Genomic DNA, 17,960 nt, shown 5'->3' with positions numbered 1-17,960 from the left:
AATCGTATAATCAAAAACAATATTATTGATAGTATATATTAATGAATTAAAAATGAATAAAAATCAATATCGAACTTGAAAACGGCTGTTTTTCCGCTCTTTTTGAGCTGACTTTTTTTAAAAAACAAAAAGCCGGACAGAATCATTACATTTTGTAATGATTCTGTCCGGCAAAATACCGACGTTTTTCTCATCCAAAGATAAAAAACAAAAGCGCTGCCGCACGGTCATACAGCCAAAACAGCAGTTTTGCAGGCGGAAATGCCGAAGCGACCGACTGAACCTGTGTCAGCCACGATAACAGCGCGGTTTTTGAAAATGTGTCTTCGCCCAACACCGCACTCCCTTGCGCACCGGCGTCCGCAAGCGTTCCCCCTTGTGCAAACGAATGCATCTGCTCATATACCGCAAGCAAGCCGATTCCTGTGACGGCAATAATGAGTGTAATACACACGGAAATCCAAAAGATCCGTCCATCAATCAATTCCTTCATCTGTTTTCCCTATCCTTTTAATGAGAGCAATGTTTTTGCAAGCGATTTTCCAACCAATTCTCCGCAGTATACTGCCTCTGCAAGCGAGTTCGCATGGCCGCCCATTTCAAGCAGAATCGAACCGGTTGTTAAGTCCTGATTATATTTGCGGTAGCTGAACATGACCGGACGCGTCAGTGTCGGATAGTCCGCCTCCATCTGATTTTGAAGCGCCGCACTCAGCTTTAAGTTTTCAAGGTAGTTTGGCATATTCATCGTACCGTCGTCTGCACCGGAAATAATCATCACCTGTGCACACGGCTTGCCGTTGATGGTCGTTGCAGGCGCAATCATACGGTCGTTTGCAGGCTGGATTGCATCACGGTGCACGTCGAGTACTACCTTGATCGTCGGGTACTTTTCAAGATACGATTTCACCGTTTCTGCAGACCGTTCATACGACCCGGTATAAGACGGATAGTCGTGCAGTGTTTCGTCCTGAATCACGCCGATACCCGCTGCAACGAGCTGTGCTTTGATCTCTGCGCCCACGCGGCACATATTTTTGCTTGTATCGCGGTTGCGCGACGGAAACGACGAATCAAACCAATCATAAATACCCGGCTGATACGACTCTGTGGCATGTGAATGCATAATGAGCACTTCCGGTGTCTTTCCGTCTGCAATGATCGAAAATGCCGGTTTTTGCGCAATCGTCTGCTGAATCGTTTCCGTACTCACATTGGTGCTGTTTTTAATATATCCGTGTGCCAGCGGGATATACGTTCCGCTTCCGCCGCCTTTATACTGCTGACGGACGATCGTCCCGGCATTTTCCGGCTTTTGAAGCGTTTGATCGTCAAGCGACGCCGTTTCTGTCTGTTCGGAAGAGGACTCCTCTGTCGAATCTGCGCTCTCTTCCGGTGCCGTTTCCACGGAATCACCCGATGTCTGCACCTGCTCGTCAAGAGGATCTGCATCACCGCTTCCCGCCAAAACCGCTTCGGTGTCAAACCCAAACGAAACCGACGCGGAAAAGAGTGCTGTCTGCGCCAAAACCGGCGAAACAAACGGAACGGTTTTCACCACCGCCAAATAACACAAAACACCGCCGATTCCTCCCGCAATCAATTTGCATATCTGATGTTTTTGCGCATGCCATCGCTTCATTATAATATGATCCTCCCTGTGCATCAAAATTGCGCGGCGGACTCATGTTACAGGATGTCCCCGCCGTCAATTGCCTTCCCGTTTTTTAATAGATATGCACACGGACTTCATTTTATCCCTACGAAACCAATGCAGACAGCTCGTCCGCTGTTAAATTCGGATGAAGTGCACAGTTGATTGCAAGCGACACGGTGCGCGCCGCATGTTCGACTGCCTGGTCAATCTCCCGCGGTGTAATCATCATGGGCATTGACGTTTCCTTCTTTGAAAACGGAATCTCAGTCACAGTCGGCACCCCCACCGCAATCACCGGCACACCAATCGTTTTTTCGGAAAGCTCTGCGCGGCTGTTGCCAACGCCGGAACCGGGCGAAATGCCGGTATCGCAGATCTGAACCGTCGTAAGCAGCCGCTCTACTTCTGCGGCGGCCAGCGCATCAATCACAATCACACATCCACCCGCAGCCACATCGGCGATTCGTCTTACAAACGCAGACGACTCAATTCCCGTTTGTCCCATGACACCCGGACTCACCGCACAAACGCTTCGGAGCGGCGGCAAGGAAGGCAGCGCAATCTTTTGCAGATGGCGTGTTACCAATATTTTTTCGACGGCAAGCGGTCCCACTGCATCGGGCGTAATCATCCGGTTTCCAAGCCCGACAACTAAAACCGGCGCATCCGGATTGTCCGGCAAAAATTCTGCCAGTACATCCGAAATCCGCTTGACCTCACCCCAAAAATCAGATGGGGATTTGCAGAAGTTTTCCACCGACACAGTGGTGTACTTTCCCTTTGGTTTTCCGACCGATTCGGCCGCTTCGTCTGTGAGAATCTCCACGGTGTGAACCGATTCCGACTGATTGATTCGAACGCCGTTTACTGCTTTGTTTGGGATTTGCTCCATCGCAAGATCCGTTCTGCGCATGCTTGTTTCCTCCCCGCGAATTTTCAAAAAGAATTTGATGAAATCTGCGAAAAACGCTTGCAATTCACCAAAAATCATGGTATCATATTTGTTGCTGTATAGTCCAAACGTGTCTCTCGTGCTTATCGTTAAAAGCAATCGGACTATAAGATACACAGATAAGCGTATTGTTTCAAAAAACAGCCGCTTTATGTATAACGAGGAGGTGCAAACAGAATGCCGAACATCAAATCCGCTAAAAAAAGAGTTCAGGTGAACGCAGTCAGAGCTGCTCGCAACAAAGCTGCAAACTCTGAGCTGAAAACAATTCTCAAAAAAGCAAACACCGCTATTGAAACAAACAGCGACGACAAAGCAGAAGCTGTCAAGGTTGCAATCAAAAAAATCGACCAGGCTTGTGCAAAAGGTCTGATGCACAAAAATAAAGCTGCAAGAAAAAAATCGCAGATCATGCGCAAAGCAAACGCGTAATTTTTTCGCAGAAACGCAAACGGAAACGAGGGTGTGTCGTTTCCGTTTTTTGTTTTGCTTGACAAAAGTGGCTCTGTCCGTTATCATAAGTAAAAAGGAGGAATTGCCGATGAAAGAACTTCGTTCATCCGAGGAAAAAACGAAAACGACCCTTCCGATCATTTCCCTGCTGCTCATGATTGCTGCGCTCGCAATGACTTCTGCTTATGTGCTTTATAAATACACAAGCGACCGCTCTTACCGCCGCAAATGGAAAGATTATGACGACTGCGGTCTTGCATGACAACCAATAAAAAAACCGGATGCATTTGCATCCGGTTTTTATTATTATATCGTAATTATTCGGAAAGAAGCGGATCGATTTGTGCCGATGAGATCTGTCGTTCGGGCAAATCGAACGATGCAAAGATTGAAGAAAGCGATTCTTTCGCCTCAAACGCATAGGTCACACCGTCGATGACCGCCGCACCGTCTTGCGGATACAGTGCCACACGCTTTGTAACCGTATCACCCTCGTATATCAAAAACAGCACCGACGTACCGCCGTAAATTGTTTCTGCCGGTTCACCCACCGCAATGGTATTTATAAATTTCGTGACCGACTGAATCTGATCGTCATTCACAGCATCTTTCGCCGTGAAGGTCTGTGCCGGCGTGTTTGTATAATCGCTGACAACGGTGATTTTTGAAACATTCTCTTGTTCTTCAATCATAGTTTTGCCTGCGTTGCATCCACACACGAGCAAAAGAAGAAGCGCCAAAGGAATCAGTAATTTTTTCATGACCGTTCACCTCATTTATCATCGAAATCCATTCTATCACAGACGGTTCCACATCGGCATCTCCCCCTTTTCTTTATTATATATAAGCAGATATTCACTGTCAATCATTTCCGAAACACCAAGAAAAACAACTGTATTTCCTGCATAAAGAAAACCATCCGAACACAAATTGTGTCCGGATGGTTTTTCAGATTCGGCAAAAATCACACGATTTTTGTGTTCTCTGTATCGGTTTTATTTGAGTGTCACTTTGAATGTCTTGATCTCAAACGGTTTGATCTCAAACGACAGGCTATCAGTGTTTTCAACCGGTGTGCCAATCTCATTTTCGATCAGATCGCATTCGACCATGCGTGCAACCGGAACGTTCCAGTTCATCGTAACCTGGGTACGGCGGTTATGGTCCTCGTACATACGAACGATGACACCGCTACCGTCTTCAGCACGTTTGACGGTTTCTGCAATGACGTTCGGTGCATCCACAGTGAACAGGCTTGCAAAGGTGAGCGATTCGTCGCCGTCTTTTGTCATGCGGAACGCATATGCCGGAACGTTTAAGCAATATGCCTCATGCTGTACGAATGCTTCGTTGTAGTCGCCTTCGTGCGGCAGAATGGCATAGGTGAACCAGTGCTCTTCCTGGTCGGTGGTCGGATTCGGAACGATACCCGATTTGATGAGTGTGAGCGTCATCTTACCGTCGTGGATGTCGTGACCGTATTTGCAGTCATTGAGGATCGATACACCGTAGCCGCCCTCGGACAGGTCTGCCCATTTATGGCCGCAGACTTCGAATTTCGCGCCGTCCCAAGAGGTGTTCTTGTGTGCCGGGCGTTTCAGGCTGCCGAACTGGATGTCGTAGGTTGCTTCGCTTGCATTGACATCCACTTCAAACTCGGTCTTGAGCAGCAGCTGATGCTGTTTCCAGTCCACATGGGTCTTAAAGTCAATGCGGCGGCTGTTTGTATAGAAGATGATATCCTGGTCGATAATCGAATCGCAGAATTTATATTTGTTGCGCAGAACCAGACGAACCGGACCGTTTTCGATCCACTCAGAGGAGAGAAGCTCGTCCACAACCCAGCTCTTCTGGGTGTAGTAGATCTCGATATCCCAGTTATCATAGTAGATCGGTTTGTCCTCATACACACGCAGCACGTTGCCGAGTCCGCCTTTACGCAGAACTTCGCGGTTTGCCTCTTTATCAAAGATGCTGACAAACTGGCGTGCGTTATTGAGCTGAATGCGGTAGTACGGTGTTTCGATGTCATTGAGTGTATGGATGACCGTTTTTGCCTCCGGTTTAATAGGATCAGTGCACGGTGTGAGCGCTTTATAGCCTTTTGCCGGAATGGTCACGCCGGAAATCATCAGTTTGCCATCGGTGGTGCGCTGTGCCGGAACGGTGCAGCCGCACGGCAGTTTGAACGATGTAACGTTCTCATAGCCCTCAGCCGAAACGGTGATATCATCCGAACGATCGAACGACAGGGTGTTGAACACGACGAGGTCGTCTTTCTTTGCGTTGATTGCGCCTGCGATTGCTGCGAGTTTTTCCTCGATCAGCTCGTGGCCGCGTTTTTCAAGCGCTTCGTATTCCACTTTGGTGACTTCGTATACTTCTTTGATCGAAGAACCCGGCAGAATGTCGTGGAACTGATTCAACAGGATGGTTTCCCAGCTGTCGTGAATCTCTTTTGCATCATACGGCACACCGAGGATGGAAGCCAGGATGCTGAAGAACTCAACGTCCTGCCACAGCAGTTCGCATTTACGGTTGCTGCGTTTGTTTCTTGCCATCGAAGTATAGGTGCCGCGGTGATACTCGAGGTACAGCTCGCCGACCCATTTCGGCAGGTCTTTATTGCCTGCAACACGGGCATACAGCTCTTTGAAGTATTCCTCCGAACGTTCCATACGGACTTTCGGCGAACCGGTGATGCCTGCTTCCATGCGCACACCTGTTTCGACCATTTTTCTGGTCGGGCCGCCGCCGCCGTCACCAAAGCCATAGCAGACGAGGATATCGTTATTCAGATCTTTGTGCTGATAACGCTCCCAGCCGCGCATCAGGCAGACCGGGTCAAGCTGACCATTATAGGTGGTATAGAAGCTGTCTTCCGGCTGGTGCTCGTCCTGTGTGGTGATCAAGTGAGTGAAGATTTCGCTTCCGTCGATGCCCTTCCACCAGAAGGTGTCTACCGGCAGTTTGTTGAACTGGTTCCATGCGATTTTGGTCGTCATGAAATATTCAATGCCCGATTTTTTCATGATCTGCGGCAATGCAGCCGAATAGCCGAATACGTCCGGCAGCCACAGAATCTTATTCTCTTTGCCGAATTCATTGCGGAAGAACTGTTTGCCGTGCAGGAACTGACGGACAAGGCTCTCGCCCGAGGTCACGTTGCAGTCTGCCTCGACCCACATGCCGCCTTCCGGCTCCCAGCGTCCTTCTGCAACGCGGGCTTTAATCTTCTCAAACAGCTCCGGATAACGCTCTTTGACAAACTGGTAAAGCTGCGGCTGGCTCGACATGAATTTGTAGTCCGGATATTCTTCCATCAGTTTTAACACCGTCGAGAACGAACGAACAACTTTTTCACGCGACTGCGAAACGGTCCACCACCATGCCACGTCGATGTGGGTGTGACCAATACAGGTTGCGATGACTTCATCGCTGCCTGCAAGGTTTGTATACACTTCTTCTTTCAAGAACGCGTTGCATGCGTCCACCGAATCGTAGAATTCTTTCGAATACGGAACGCGCAGGTCGAGCAGGTTGATTGCTTTTTCGAGCGCTAACTGCAATTTGATGCGGCTCTGGTTGTTTTTGTCCAGACGACTTACAATGCGGTTCGGAACATTCAGGTTATAGTAGCAAGCCTGCACAGCGGCATCGACTTCCATCATGCAGCCCGACAGACGCAGATTTGCTGTCGAACCCTTGTTGTGGTCATTGTCGCGGCCGGTGTATGCCTGCAAATCGATGACATAGCGGTCACCGGCTTTTGCACAGTCGGTGATTTTGACTTCCTGGTGGTTGGTGTCAAGGCCCTGGGTGATCTCGCCGTTGACAAACAGCAGGAACTGCGGGTTGACTGCATCCCAGAAGGTCACCTGTGTGACAAAGTTAAACCACAGCGGTTTCTTGTCAAAGCTCTCCGGCACAACCACTTCTGCACGGAACCAATAGTGTGCGTCCGGGCCCGGCCAGATGTCGGATGCAGCGTCAAATTTCTGCCATGGGGTGCTGTCTGCATCAGCCTGTGCAGGGGTTAAGAAAAAGCCCGGTTTCATCTGAAATTCGGGAATGGAAATACTCTGCACAACGGTCAGCGCACCAAGATCTTCGCAGATTTTGTTGACGCGTTCAAATCTGTAATTTTCCATTTAGAAAAACGACTCCTTTCGTTACACAGCAACAGCCAATAAAAGCCGATGCTTTTATTGGCTGTCAGTCTGCATGAAATCTTATAACGAGTTCTCTTTCATGTAGTTGAGAACATCATCCACGGTGGTGAATGCAAGACCGGTTACAGTGTCTGCACAGCCGTAGTAGATTGCGATTCTGCCGGTTTCTGCGTCAGTCAGAGCTGCACACGGGAACACAACGTTCGGAACGTCGCCGACACACTCATACAGTTTCTGCGGAGAAAGCAGATACGGACGGGTGCGGTATTTGACTTTCCACGGTTCGTCCAGATCAAGCAGCACAGCGCCGAACGAATATACAAAGCCGTTGCAGCTGTTTAATACGCCGTGGTAGAATAAGAGCCAGCCTTCGTCTGTCTCGATCGGAACAGGACCCGGGCCGATTTTCTTCGACTGCCAAGCGGAACGGTCATCGTTGATGATGCCCATTACATAGCGGTGTTTGCCCCAGTAAACCATATCCGGGCTCTCCGAATAGAAGATATCGCCGAACGGGGTGTGGCCGGTGTCGGACGGACGGGAAACCATTGCATATTTGCCGTTGATTTTGCGCGGGAACAATACGCCGTTGCGGTTATACGGCAGGAATGCGTTTTCGCACTGTACGAATTTTTCAAAATCGTATGTATATGCGATGCCGATGGTCGGGCCATGGTAGCCGTTGCACCAGGTGACATAGTATCTGTCTTCGATTTTGACAACGCGCGGGTCATAACGATATTCGCGGTTCAAGATCTCCGGATCGTCGCCTTCGAATTTGATCGGCTCATCTTCGAATTCCCATTTCAAACCGTCTTTCGAACGGCCAACGAAGATGTCCATCGAACGGGAACGGTTGTCGCAGCGGAATACGCCGATGAAGCCGTCGCCCCACGGCACAACTGCACTGTTGAAGATGGAGTTCGAATCTTTCTGCTCATCTCTGTTGATAATCGGGTTCTGGTCAAAACGCCAGACGATGTCTCTGCAATTTTCCGGTTTGTCCTGCCACGGAATGTTCGGCAGAGCACTACCAATAATTTTTGCCATATTGCACCTCGTTCTCCGGCGGTTTTTATAAAATGATAAAAAGACGCGCGATACCTTTTCCGCCGGGAGATATCGGGTCTTGCAGTGTCGGGGCATGCATCATCATACCGTCCGTACATGTCATTTTCATTATAAACGAAACCGCCGCATTTTGCAATCGGTTTTGTCCATATTTTTGAAAAAATCGTCTACTTTTCGGAAATGAACAAAACGGTAATTGTAGGAATCTACAAAACACAAGAAAAACTCCCGGCAAGAAAAAAGCCGCTTTGCCCCAAAGGCAAACGCGGCCGGACGAATATTAAAGCGCGGCAATGACATAATTTTTTTGACGCAGTGTATCGATTATATCACCGAGCATCTCTGCGTTATCTTTTGAAACACTGTGCAAAAGATAGATTGCACCATTGTGCGCCGCTTCTGTGACTTTCGGAAATGCTTTGTCCACGCCCATTTGATTGTTGACATCATAATCTGCATACGCAAAGCTCCAGAACACCGTACGGTATCCAAGTTTTTGTGTGAGTGCCAGCGTACGCTCCGACCACTCACCCTTCGGCGGACGGAACAGCGTCATTTCATATCCATACGTTTCAAGGATATAATTATGCAGTTCGATGATATCGTTTGCGGCGTCCTCCACGGAAATCGTCGGCATCGATTGGTGGCTTGCGGTGTGGTTGCCGATCACATGTCCTTCCTCAATCATTCGTTTGATCAAATCGGGATTTGATTTTGCATAGTGCATCGTCACAAAGAATACAGCTGTGCACTGCTTTTCCTTTAATGTGTCGAGAATTTTTGTTGTATATCCGTTTTCATATCCCTGGTCAAATGTGAGATAAATTGCCTGCTCCGTTGCGGGCATAATAAATGATGCATCATATTTTCGGTATTTTTCCTCATACTGCTCGCAGGAAACGGGACGGTTTTGATCATTGACCTCTTTGCCCTGTCCCCAGCCGTGCAGCGTGTTATCAAGCGATGCGATATCCGAAAAATCGAACGCACCGGCGTCGAGCGGTGCGTTCGTCGGTGCGGTTTCATCGGATGAATCAGAGGATTCCGGCATCAGGTTTGAATTCAAATCAGAAGTAAACTCGGATACCATCGACTCCCCTTCTGACATGAGCGATGACAGATCAGACTCTGCTTTGGAAGTGGTTTCTTCCTGTTTATTCTTGGTACATCCCGAAAACAGAAGTGATGCAGCGACACACATGCCTACTGCAGCCAGCATCATATTTTTCTTCATGAGGATTCCTCCTTTCTAACAAGAAGTATGTCCGTCATCGAACTATTTATGCGAAAATAAAAAATCAAAAAAACTGTTGACAATCCATCGGAAGTATGATATTATAATTAGGCAGTCAAGAATATCGCGGGGTAGAGCAGTTGGTAGCTCGTCGGGCTCATAACCCGGAGGTCACAGGTTCAAGTCCTGTCCCCGCAACCAAATCAGTTACCGTTGTTGATACAATATCAGCAACGGTAATTTTTTGTTTATATGCGTTTTGGGCTGATTTTGAGGTGAAATCCGGAGTATTCCGCATAATTTCGGCTCTGTGCCAAGGATAGGTCAGCATCCTATACTTCCCTGCCCGGAAACAACAGCACTAAGTAAAATAACAATCGTTGAAAGATAGAAACGATAAATTATTATTCTCTATATAAAAAAGCCGTCCATGGCCGGGAGCACTGCCCGCTGTGGACGGTTTTCTTCTTGTACCCCCGGGACAAAAGGGACAAAAAGGACAGCAAATCTTCGGGCAGAACACCTACTTGTAATTTGCCGCCTCTAGAGTTAACATGACACACACCTTTGAAGGAGGGTAATGAAATGGACGACTATATAAAACGGCTGCGGCAATATGTCGAGGCCAACCCAATCCTCTTTGATGGGGAGTGGGATCATCCTGCAATGGATTCTTTGTACTGGCACTACAGTGAAAGCCACTACATGGGCAATGAGAAAACCAAGGAAATCAGCCGTGAATTGAATGACCGCCTTGAAGAACTGTCCTTCCGGGAGAACAACCGAGTGTTTTTCCTGGTAGGTTCTCTCTGTGCCGAGCATGAGCGGATTGCTTTCTTTGCCGGACTCCAATTGGGAGCGCAGCTGATGCTGGAGTTAATGGAAGAAACTGTTCAGGACTGAAACTCACAGAGCCTTTCACATCTAACAAGGACAAACAGAAAAACAGACCCAGGTCGACAGAATCATACCTGCCACCTGGGTCTGCTTTTGTTTTGTCTCATAGTCTCGTTTTGACTTCCTTTCCATCCTTGAACCGGAATACCACCCGCTCGTCAGCGTAGATGGTGACATGGTCGACGGTGCCCTGCCAGAGTTTTTCATCGAAAGTAAGGGGCAGGTCGTCCAATTCACCCAACTCGAACATCATGCCGACGATGGTGATGGCGTCCGCGTTCATTTTGTCGCGTTGTTTTTGCAGGGTGGCCAGTTTGGTTTGGATCTCCTTGTAGCGGCTGCACAGGTCATCATGGGCGGATCGGTAGCTTTCTTCCGTGACGGTGTTGGCAGCATTCTGTTCAATACACACCCGCAGCATTGCGGCGACAGCGTTTAATTCCTCTTCCAGATTAGCAATATCCGCATCAATGAAATCGGTGTCCGTAAGTACCTTTTTGGCGTAGCGGAGCCGCTCGATGGCACCGTCCCGATCGGAAAGGTATTCGCCCAGTGACATCAGAAACAGTTCTTTCAGGCGCTCCTCGGTCAGATGAGGCGTTTCGCACTTGTGATCTCCTTTGAATTTGCCGTTGCATTGCCAGATGACACGGCGGTAGCGATCGGTGGAGTGCCAGGTTTTGGAACCAAAAATATCTCCGCAGTCGCCGCAGATGATCTTCCCGGAGAACGGGCTTGTCTGGCGATGCCGTTTCCGGCTGTTTTTGCGCCGCTCCAGTTCGTTCTGAACCTGTGCCCATGCCCAAGGCTCTATAATGGCAGGATGACTGTCCTCCACATAGTACTGCGGAATCTCTCCCTCGTTGATTTTGGTCTTCTTCGTGAGAAAGTCCACGGTGAAGGACTTTTGGAGCAGCGCGGAGCCTTTATACTTTTCATTGCGCAGAATGCTTTCCACGGTTGCTCTCTGCCAGACAGTCTTTTTACCCGGCGTTGGGACGCCGTCGTTTGTCAGTGCGGCGGCGATGGCGTTGGTAGATTTCCCCGCGAGGAACTCCCGGTAGATGCGTTTGATAATCTCCGCTTCTTCGGGGACGATCTCCGGAAGTCCGTCCGACCCCTTGCGATAGCCCAAAAATTGACCATAGGGAATGCTGACCTTGCCGTCGGAGAACCGCTTTCGCTGACCCCATGTGACATTTTCGGAAATGCTTCGGCTTTCCTCCTGAGCGAGACTGGACATAATGGTGATAAGCAGTTCACCTTTGGAGTCAAAAGTCATGATATTTTCTTTCTGGAAGAAACATTCACACCCCACTTCTTTCAGATTGCGGATGGTAGTCAGGCTGTCCACGGTGTTTCGTGCAAAACGGCTGACGCTCTTGGTGACAATCAGGTCGATTTTCCCCGCCAGTGCATCCCGGATCATGCGGTTAAAGCCCTCCCGGCGCTTGGTGTTAACGGCACTAATCCCTTCGTCGGTGTAGACCCCAACGAAATCCCAATCCGGATTGTCCTGGATAAATCGTGTATAGTAGTCCACCTGAGCTTCGTAGGAGGTGAGCTGTTCCTCACTGTCCGTGGAGACCCGGGCGTAGGCCGCCACCCTGCGGCGCACCCGCTCTTTGGCGGGCATTTTGGTGTGGAGATTGATTGTAGCGGGTATGACAGTGACATTTTTAGCTTTCGGCATGGTCTTTCTTCCTCTCTCGTGTCTTTTCGCCAGCGACCCGGCGCATCTCCTCTGTCCAACTCTCCGCACGGGAGCGGTCCTGCCAGCGTTTTACGGCTTTTGTCCCGTCCTTGAGAGTAAACTCCAACAGGTTGCCGTTTCGGGCAGTAATCGCCGTGATTTCGCTCACAGGCCCCACCTGAGCGGCGGTTTGCATTAGCTTTTCCTCTGGGACGGCTTTGGAGGGGCAGTGGGCTTTCCCGTAAGAATTGTAGGTGGAACAGATCCAGACCGGTCCCGTGCCGGTGGTTTTGCGGCGGTAATGTTTGCCGCAGATGGCGCAGGTGATAAGGCCGCTAAACAGGGAGACTTTCCGTGGTTTAGCGGGTGCATATTTCTCCTTTCTCCGCTGGATCTCATCCTGAACAGCCTGAAAGGTTTCCGGCGGGATAATGGCTTCGTGGGTATTCGCTGCATGATATTGGGGCAGTTCTCCCCGATTCTTCCGGGTGATTTTGGTCAGATGGTTCTCACGAAATTTGGTCTGGAGAAGGAGATTTCCGGTATAGGCGTAGTTGCGCAGGATTCTGTCCACGGCACTCTTGTGAAAGACGCAGCCACTTTGGGTGGCATACCCTTCCTCGTTGAGTCGCTTGACAATGGCGGCAGTTCCTTTTCCATCCAGATAGTCCCGAAAGATTCCTCTGACAATATCCGCTTCTTCCGGGACCACCACCAGCCTGCCGTTCTCTCCACGGTACCCCAGCATGAAGAAGCGCCATGGAATGCCCTGCTCAAAGTTGCGCCTGACTCGCCACTTTTGATTTTCACTGGCGGAGAGGCTTTCTTCCTGGGCATAGCTTGCCAGGATGGAGAGCATCAGTTTTCCGTCGGCGGTGGAGGTATCGATGGATTGTTCTTCAAAATATACGCTGATGCCCAGGCCTTTCAGTTCCCGGATGGTTTCCAGAAGAGTCACGGTGTTGCGGGAAAAGCGGGAAACGGACTTGGTGATGATGTGGTCTATTTCGCCTGCCCGGCAGTCGGCGAGCATCCGTTGGAAGTTCTCACGGCTGTCCCTGGTACCGGTCTTGGCTTCGTCGGCGTACACACCCACATACGCCCAGCCCGGGTGGTGGCGGATGTAGGTGCTGTAGTAGTCCACCTGAGCCGCCAGGGAGTGCAGCATGGTGTCCTTATCACTGGACACTCTGGCATATGCCGCCACCCGACGGGCTTTTGGCATGGGTGTCGGAAACTGAATTTGCGTTACGGTTCTTGGCATAGTGTCCTCCTTTGTATCAAGTATCGTCGGTAACATATATTGCTCGTTTCAGAGAAAATAGCAAGTCTATATCGGCTGTATCTCAAAGAAAGATGCTGTCCTGGGTCATGCCGATTTTCACGGCAAGAACCCTTTTGGCACGGTCACGGGTCTGTTCATCCAGTTCTCCCTCACAGCAGAGGTATTCCAGCATTGCCGACAGGATCCGGTACAGGATGAGATCTTCTTGCATCGGCATAGCAGGCACGGGAGCAGTATTTTCGGTTCCGGTTGCCATAGCTGATAAACTCCTTTCCGCAGTATTCGCAGGTCAGACGATAATAGGCTTTACGTTGTACCTTTTCCGGGTGGGCGTTCCACCAAGTATTCCGGCACTTGTCGGAGCAGAACCGTTTGGCTTTTCTGCCCTTTACCTGCACGATGGGTTTTCCGCACCAAAGGCACTCTACCTGAAGGACATCTTCCGGAGGGTGGCGGCGCATATAGGAACGGACGGTATTGACAGAGATTTGCAGTACGGCGGCGATAGCAGAAGGGGACTTTCCCCGGCTACGCATCGTGTTCAGCACTTCAATTTGATATTTGGTCATGGTAAAACCTCCTGATTTACTTTTGGGTAATTACCCCTTTGAATTTGCGGTTTTTGTGCGTGAAGCCCCAGGCCGTTGTCCGCTATGAAAAGCGACAGAGATTTTTATCCCCCTACCCCCGGGGTATCCTCCAGCACGGCGGGATTGGTCAGGTAGACCTCCGAGGGCTTCCTCCCCAAGGTCTGGATGCCTTCCGTAGGTTTGAGTGCGATATAGCCATATTCGCACAGGCGATTCAGCACGGGCTGCAGACTTTCGGCGGTCTTGAACCGTCGGCAACGCCGCATGGCATCCCGGCGGGAGAACTCCGTAAGCCGCTCCCGTTTGATGGCAGAGAGCAGATACTGGGCATTCTTGTTTACGACATCGGCGCCCATGAGGGAATATGCGGCTTTGGCGTGTTCCAGAAAGTATCTGCCGATGGTAACGGCGCTCTCCATGGTTACTTTGTCGACGAAGTCGAACATGGAGTCCTTGGGATATTTCATGACGTGCAGAATGCCGCTGATACGCAGGACGGAACCCACGAACTTACCCGCCCAGTCGGGGATCTCTGCCAAGTCACCTTTCAGCCGACCTTCCACCTCGTTGAACAAGGTTTCCAGCACTTCCTCGGCTCCATCGTCCAGGCTGATTGGCTGCTGCTCGTTGTCACTGGAAAGAATGGCCTCAATCAGGTCCCGATACCTGACTCTGACACCTTCCGGGATTGGTTTCGTGGAGAAAGAACGGTTGCCGACGGTGGATTTCGGCATGGAGTAAAGGAACCGGGCAGTCAGACCACGACCACGGAAGGTGTTGTTGCTCATCAGCCCGTTCAGCACTTCCGGCTGCACTGCCAGCACCATGGTCAATGCCGGGTGGATGATGCTTTCGCTGGCTCTGCCGATGCGGTCAACTCGGATGGTATCACCGCTGTGACCTTTGAGGAATACATCGATATTTACATTGCGGCTGTACAGGCCGCTGATGATATCGAAGATACCGCCCTCTGCGGAAACCACCGCCGCACAACCGTTGTTCTCGGCCAGAACGGAAGTCAGCTTTTCAGAGGTCACATCGTCCACGAAGAGTCGGAGAGGTTTCACCGGTTCGTATTCGGCTATTTCTTTGGCCTTGCTTTTGATATCTTCCTCGGTTGCTTTGCCCTTGGATGCCCGCTCCACCAAACTGCGCTTCTCCTTTTCCAACTTGCTCAGTTCCATTTGGCTTTGGACGATTTCCGGACTGCGCCGTTCGTTTTCCAATTTTTCATATACTTCCACCGGGTGGATCATCATGGACAGCACCGAGGATTTTCGCTCCGCAGGCGGGAGGATGACGACCGTGTAGGTGTTGAGGGGTTCTGTCCAGTCCGCATTGCCCCGGATGAAGTATTTTCCTTGGCTGCACAGAGACACAACGCCCAAAACCTCTACCGCAGCCATATCCACGGAGGTCTGGGTGGACTCTGCCACCGCCAGCACATAGCGGCGAATGACTTCCGGTAATGCGTCCACGGGAAATGTGGGGAGGGCATATTCGTCAAATGGGATGGGCGTGTCCCAGACTATGGGACCGGTACTGTTGTAAGCATCCGGCGGGATGTATCCAGGCTGGTTGCAGATTTTGGAATAGAGCCGTTGTTTTCCTGCCCAGATACTTTCCAACTCCCGATCCTCCAGAGGTGGGGAGCATTGCTGGGCCGCTTGGAAAAACAGATTCTTTGCCTCCGCAGTATCGCCGTACCGTTTGATGATCCTGGCTCCGATCCGGGACATGGTGCTGTTGCGACTTCCCTCCGGAATGGAATATTCTAGGTCGGCAAATGATTGTTCGCCGTCCATCTCATCCAAAAAGTCATTCAGGGTGACGGTGCCGGGATGATAGAGTACCTGAGGATCCCCCGTGCCGAACAGGAACCGGGCGGCGTCCATGGCGTTAGCATCAAAAAAAGGGAATGCCGCTTGAAGACGCTGCTTGAGAGTCGTATACCGCTCCGCGTCCTGTTCCGGTTGTATGAGTAATACAACATGAAACCGTGGACGAGGGCCTTTGTTCCCTTTCTGTTTCATGTGGTGGCGGCTGTAGTGGATCACATGGGGAACATCGGTAAAAAGGTCAGCGACATCCTCCGCGGTGACCCAATCCTGGGGATCATCGGAGTGCTCATTGTCGCAGTCCCCGGGCAGGGCATTGGACAGTTCAAAATTGTCGATACTCCGGTAATTGTTCCTGTACCGAGCACAGACCAGGTCCTTGGCAAACGCTAACTTCGCGGATGCTTCGTCGGCGATTTCAATTTTGTTGGGGTACAGACAGTTGGATGCGTTTCCGGTGCAGTCTGCCGTGTACACGGTAATCGGTATTGTTTGGGCCATAGTGTTCACTCCCTTCTCAGCTTTTCTGCTTCAGCCAATCATCCAGGACAGATTGTGCGATCAGCCACCGCTGTCCTCCCCGGCGGCAGGGAATCTCTCCGCTCTTCAGCAGGCGCACTAGGGTGGGAACGCTGATTCCGAGGTAAGATGCCGCCTCTTTTAGGTTGAATACCGCCTTACAAGAATGTTTTTTCATCAATTTTGCTCCTTTCTCTTGTGTTCATCTATATTGTCGCATATAATAGGAACGGAAATCTTTATTCTATCAGTAAGATTTTGATTGTAATTTGCGTTTTTAACGGTAAGATTAACGGTAAAAAAGAGGAGTGAAGAGATGGAACTGAAGAAACTGCTGGATGACTATGAGATTGGTGGTATTGGAGACATAAAAAAACATACCCTCCGGTTCCATTCATACAGAATTGGAACCGTGGAGGGTATGTTGACGATATTTGCGGAATATACCTCAGGGCAGTTTCCCATCACCTATAAGGGGTATCCTTCCGGGCAGGAACTGCTGATTGAATTGTGTAATCTGAATCTGGAACTCCGGGAAAAGCCATTGAAGGAATGTGCCGAAATTCTGATCCGCTGGAGTCTGGAGAACATTCACCCTTACTATCACTATGGGGATGATGTTGCTGCATTGGAACAGGTCGATAATGATGCCGACCAATACTGGGATATGCTGGTCAATGTGATCGAATGCTACAGTATTTCTGTGAAAGACATGGTACAGGATCTGGAACAGCTTTATACCGACACCATGACCCTCTTTGCCATCCGCAGTCTGATGGAAGGCAAAATAACCGATGCGCAGCGGATCTATGGGGAAGTTCGTGTGCCGGATGAGAAAAATTTGCTCCATGCGTGGTACCGGGCGGATTCCGTTCACCGTCCTTTGGTATTGCAGGATTTCATCGAGAACATACCGAAACTGAAAATGGGACTGGAATATGATATTTCCACCGGACAGATCCAGCTTCAGCCTGTGGTCAAATCCGTCGTGGACGCGGCATATTTTGGTCTTGCCAGATTTATGGCGGTGAATGCTAACGCCCTGGACGACTACGGCGGCAAAACCAACATCGCCTTTTGCCAGGCTTGCGGCAAGGCGTTCATCAAGCGTGGGAATCGGCAGAAATACTGTGGGACACTGGAGTGCCAGAGCGTGCGGAACAAACTCAAATCCAAGGAGTATTATTATCGCAAAAGGCGGTAGGCAATATAGAGTAATCAAGAGACCCAAGAGAACTAGAACTAGAAATTCATAATTCTAACCATTCACCCCAGATTATTCAGCTTTTGCCGAAAATCAGCATTGAAGCATTGATATTTTCACGGAACTGTGATACAATTAACTATCTATACTTGGAGGTATCGACATGGCTGTGAGCTACAAGCGGTTGCTGCATATGATGATTGAAAAAGATGTTTCAAATGCACAGCTGATGCACGATGCAGGTATTTCTGCAAATATTATTACGAAGTTAAAAAACGGTCAGTATATTGCCCTGGACAAGGTCGAGAGTATTTGTGTTGCTATGGGATGTACACCGAACGATATTCTGGAATTTATTCCGGATCAAAAATGATCTGTAGTTAGGAGCAATACAA

Annotated in this window: 17 protein-coding genes and 1 tRNA gene; 6 read left to right on the top strand and 12 right to left on the bottom strand. The window is 49.8% G+C overall.

The genetic code is table 11. The features are described 5' to 3' along the window. Positions 1-190 precede the first annotated feature (190 nt). From H6A12_RS09220 to gpr, 3 genes are all read right to left on the bottom strand, one after another. Complete coding sequence (locus H6A12_RS09220; protein WP_204447157.1) at positions 191-493, bottom strand: hypothetical protein; 303 nt, start codon at positions 491-493, stop codon at positions 191-193. Between the two features lie 9 nt (positions 494-502). Further along, positions 503-1,642, bottom strand: a complete 1,140-nt coding sequence (spoIIP, locus tag H6A12_RS09215; protein ID WP_204447155.1) for a stage II sporulation protein P — start codon at positions 1,640-1,642, stop codon at positions 503-505. A 118-nt stretch (positions 1,643-1,760) separates the two neighbouring features. Beyond that, on the bottom strand, positions 1,761-2,570 hold the full coding sequence (gene gpr, locus H6A12_RS09210) for a GPR endopeptidase (RefSeq protein WP_204447153.1): 810 nt from the start codon (positions 2,568-2,570) through the stop codon (positions 1,761-1,763). Positions 2,571-2,786: 216 nt separating this feature from the next. Here gpr and rpsT point away from each other — a divergent pair, with 216 nt between their 5' ends. Beyond that, a complete protein-coding gene (gene rpsT / locus H6A12_RS09205) occupies positions 2,787-3,041 on the top strand; it encodes a 30S ribosomal protein S20 (protein ID WP_204447150.1) in 255 nt (84 codons plus the stop codon). Between the two features lie 109 nt (positions 3,042-3,150). Next, positions 3,151-3,324, top strand: a complete 174-nt coding sequence (locus H6A12_RS09200) for a hypothetical protein (RefSeq protein ID WP_204447148.1) — start codon at positions 3,151-3,153, stop codon at positions 3,322-3,324. A 55-nt stretch (positions 3,325-3,379) separates the two neighbouring features. On the opposite strand, the gene H6A12_RS09195 is transcribed toward H6A12_RS09200, so the two are convergent. The 4 genes from H6A12_RS09195 to H6A12_RS09180 form a co-directional block, all read right to left on the bottom strand. Further along, positions 3,380-3,823 carry a hypothetical protein gene (locus tag H6A12_RS09195; protein WP_204447146.1) on the bottom strand — a complete coding sequence of 148 codons (444 nt, stop codon included), beginning with the start codon at positions 3,821-3,823 and terminating at the stop codon, positions 3,380-3,382. 234 nt (positions 3,824-4,057) lie between these two features. Continuing rightward, positions 4,058-7,213, bottom strand: a complete 3,156-nt coding sequence (locus H6A12_RS09190) for an alpha-mannosidase (RefSeq protein WP_204447144.1) — start codon at positions 7,211-7,213, stop codon at positions 4,058-4,060. An 81-nt stretch (positions 7,214-7,294) separates the two neighbouring features. Then, the gene (locus tag H6A12_RS09185; protein WP_204447142.1) at positions 7,295-8,284 is read right to left on the bottom strand and encodes a glycoside hydrolase family 130 protein; all 990 of its coding nucleotides are present in this window, start codon (positions 8,282-8,284) and stop codon (positions 7,295-7,297) included. A gap of 301 nt (positions 8,285-8,585) precedes the next feature. Further along, positions 8,586-9,539 carry a delta-lactam-biosynthetic de-N-acetylase gene (locus tag H6A12_RS09180; protein WP_243415435.1) on the bottom strand — a complete coding sequence of 318 codons (954 nt, stop codon included), beginning with the start codon at positions 9,537-9,539 and terminating at the stop codon, positions 8,586-8,588. Between the two features lie 125 nt (positions 9,540-9,664). Between H6A12_RS09180 and H6A12_RS09175 the strand changes: the two genes are divergently transcribed. Beyond that, positions 9,665-9,740, top strand: a tRNA-Met gene (locus H6A12_RS09175). Between the two features lie 384 nt (positions 9,741-10,124). Continuing rightward, positions 10,125-10,442 carry a hypothetical protein gene (locus H6A12_RS09170; protein WP_204447139.1) on the top strand — a complete coding sequence of 106 codons (318 nt, stop codon included), beginning with the start codon at positions 10,125-10,127 and terminating at the stop codon, positions 10,440-10,442. A 97-nt stretch (positions 10,443-10,539) separates the two neighbouring features. On the opposite strand, the gene H6A12_RS09165 is transcribed toward H6A12_RS09170, so the two are convergent. The 5 genes from H6A12_RS09165 to H6A12_RS09145 form a co-directional block, all read right to left on the bottom strand. Beyond that, a complete protein-coding gene (locus H6A12_RS09165; protein WP_345941239.1) occupies positions 10,540-12,042 on the bottom strand; it encodes a recombinase family protein in 1,503 nt (500 codons plus the stop codon). A gap of 73 nt (positions 12,043-12,115) precedes the next feature. After that, positions 12,116-13,393 carry a recombinase family protein gene (locus H6A12_RS09160; RefSeq protein WP_204447135.1) on the bottom strand — a complete coding sequence of 426 codons (1,278 nt, stop codon included), beginning with the start codon at positions 13,391-13,393 and terminating at the stop codon, positions 12,116-12,118. Positions 13,394-13,563: 170 nt separating this feature from the next. Next, positions 13,564-13,983, bottom strand: coding sequence for a helix-turn-helix transcriptional regulator (locus H6A12_RS09155; RefSeq protein WP_204447132.1), 420 nt, complete (start codon positions 13,981-13,983; stop codon positions 13,564-13,566). 104 nt (positions 13,984-14,087) lie between these two features. Continuing rightward, the gene (locus H6A12_RS09150; RefSeq protein WP_204447130.1) at positions 14,088-16,343 is read right to left on the bottom strand and encodes a DUF3987 domain-containing protein; all 2,256 of its coding nucleotides are present in this window, start codon (positions 16,341-16,343) and stop codon (positions 14,088-14,090) included. A gap of 16 nt (positions 16,344-16,359) precedes the next feature. Then, positions 16,360-16,539, bottom strand: a complete 180-nt coding sequence (locus H6A12_RS09145; protein ID WP_191494600.1) for a helix-turn-helix domain-containing protein — start codon at positions 16,537-16,539, stop codon at positions 16,360-16,362. 138 nt (positions 16,540-16,677) lie between these two features. On the opposite strand from H6A12_RS09145, the gene H6A12_RS09140 reads away from it, so the two are divergent. Together H6A12_RS09140 and H6A12_RS09135 are read left to right on the top strand one after the other, a co-directional pair. Then, positions 16,678-17,565: a hypothetical protein gene (locus tag H6A12_RS09140; protein WP_204447127.1), complete on the top strand. Its 888-nt coding sequence runs from the start codon at positions 16,678-16,680 to the stop codon at positions 17,563-17,565. Between the two features lie 163 nt (positions 17,566-17,728). After that, positions 17,729-17,938 carry a helix-turn-helix domain-containing protein gene (locus tag H6A12_RS09135; protein ID WP_204447125.1) on the top strand — a complete coding sequence of 70 codons (210 nt, stop codon included), beginning with the start codon at positions 17,729-17,731 and terminating at the stop codon, positions 17,936-17,938. The last annotated feature ends 22 nt before the right edge of the window (positions 17,939-17,960 follow it).

The organism is Merdimmobilis hominis (genome assembly GCF_016901855.1).
Lineage (GTDB): Bacteria > Bacillota > Clostridia > Oscillospirales > Ruminococcaceae > Paludihabitans.
This window is presented reverse-complemented; position numbering and strand designations above follow the sequence as displayed.

Coding starts and splice junctions, on each gene's coding strand:
- H6A12_RS09195 (WP_204447146.1), bottom strand. CDS start 3,823: ATGAAAAAATTACTGATTCCTTTGGCGCTTCTTCTTTTGCTCGTGTGT.
- rpsT (WP_204447150.1), top strand. CDS start 2,787: ATGCCGAACATCAAATCCGCTAAAAAAAGAGTTCAGGTGAACGCAGTC.
- H6A12_RS09170 (WP_204447139.1), top strand. CDS start 10,125: ATGGACGACTATATAAAACGGCTGCGGCAATATGTCGAGGCCAACCCA.
- H6A12_RS09220 (WP_204447157.1), bottom strand. CDS start 493: ATGAAGGAATTGATTGATGGACGGATCTTTTGGATTTCCGTGTGTATT.
- gpr (WP_204447153.1), bottom strand. CDS start 2,570: ATGCGCAGAACGGATCTTGCGATGGAGCAAATCCCAAACAAAGCAGTA.
- spoIIP (WP_204447155.1), bottom strand. CDS start 1,642: ATGAAGCGATGGCATGCGCAAAAACATCAGATATGCAAATTGATTGCG.
- H6A12_RS09140 (WP_204447127.1), top strand. CDS start 16,678: ATGGAACTGAAGAAACTGCTGGATGACTATGAGATTGGTGGTATTGGA.
- H6A12_RS09190 (WP_204447144.1), bottom strand. CDS start 7,213: ATGGAAAATTACAGATTTGAACGCGTCAACAAAATCTGCGAAGATCTT.
- H6A12_RS09160 (WP_204447135.1), bottom strand. CDS start 13,393: ATGCCAAGAACCGTAACGCAAATTCAGTTTCCGACACCCATGCCAAAA.
- H6A12_RS09150 (WP_204447130.1), bottom strand. CDS start 16,343: ATGGCCCAAACAATACCGATTACCGTGTACACGGCAGACTGCACCGGA.
- H6A12_RS09200 (WP_204447148.1), top strand. CDS start 3,151: ATGAAAGAACTTCGTTCATCCGAGGAAAAAACGAAAACGACCCTTCCG.
- H6A12_RS09155 (WP_204447132.1), bottom strand. CDS start 13,983: ATGACCAAATATCAAATTGAAGTGCTGAACACGATGCGTAGCCGGGGA.
- H6A12_RS09135 (WP_204447125.1), top strand. CDS start 17,729: ATGGCTGTGAGCTACAAGCGGTTGCTGCATATGATGATTGAAAAAGAT.
- H6A12_RS09145 (WP_191494600.1), bottom strand. CDS start 16,539: ATGAAAAAACATTCTTGTAAGGCGGTATTCAACCTAAAAGAGGCGGCA.
- H6A12_RS09185 (WP_204447142.1), bottom strand. CDS start 8,284: ATGGCAAAAATTATTGGTAGTGCTCTGCCGAACATTCCGTGGCAGGAC.
- H6A12_RS09180 (WP_243415435.1), bottom strand. CDS start 9,539: ATGAAGAAAAATATGATGCTGGCTGCAGTAGGCATGTGTGTCGCTGCA.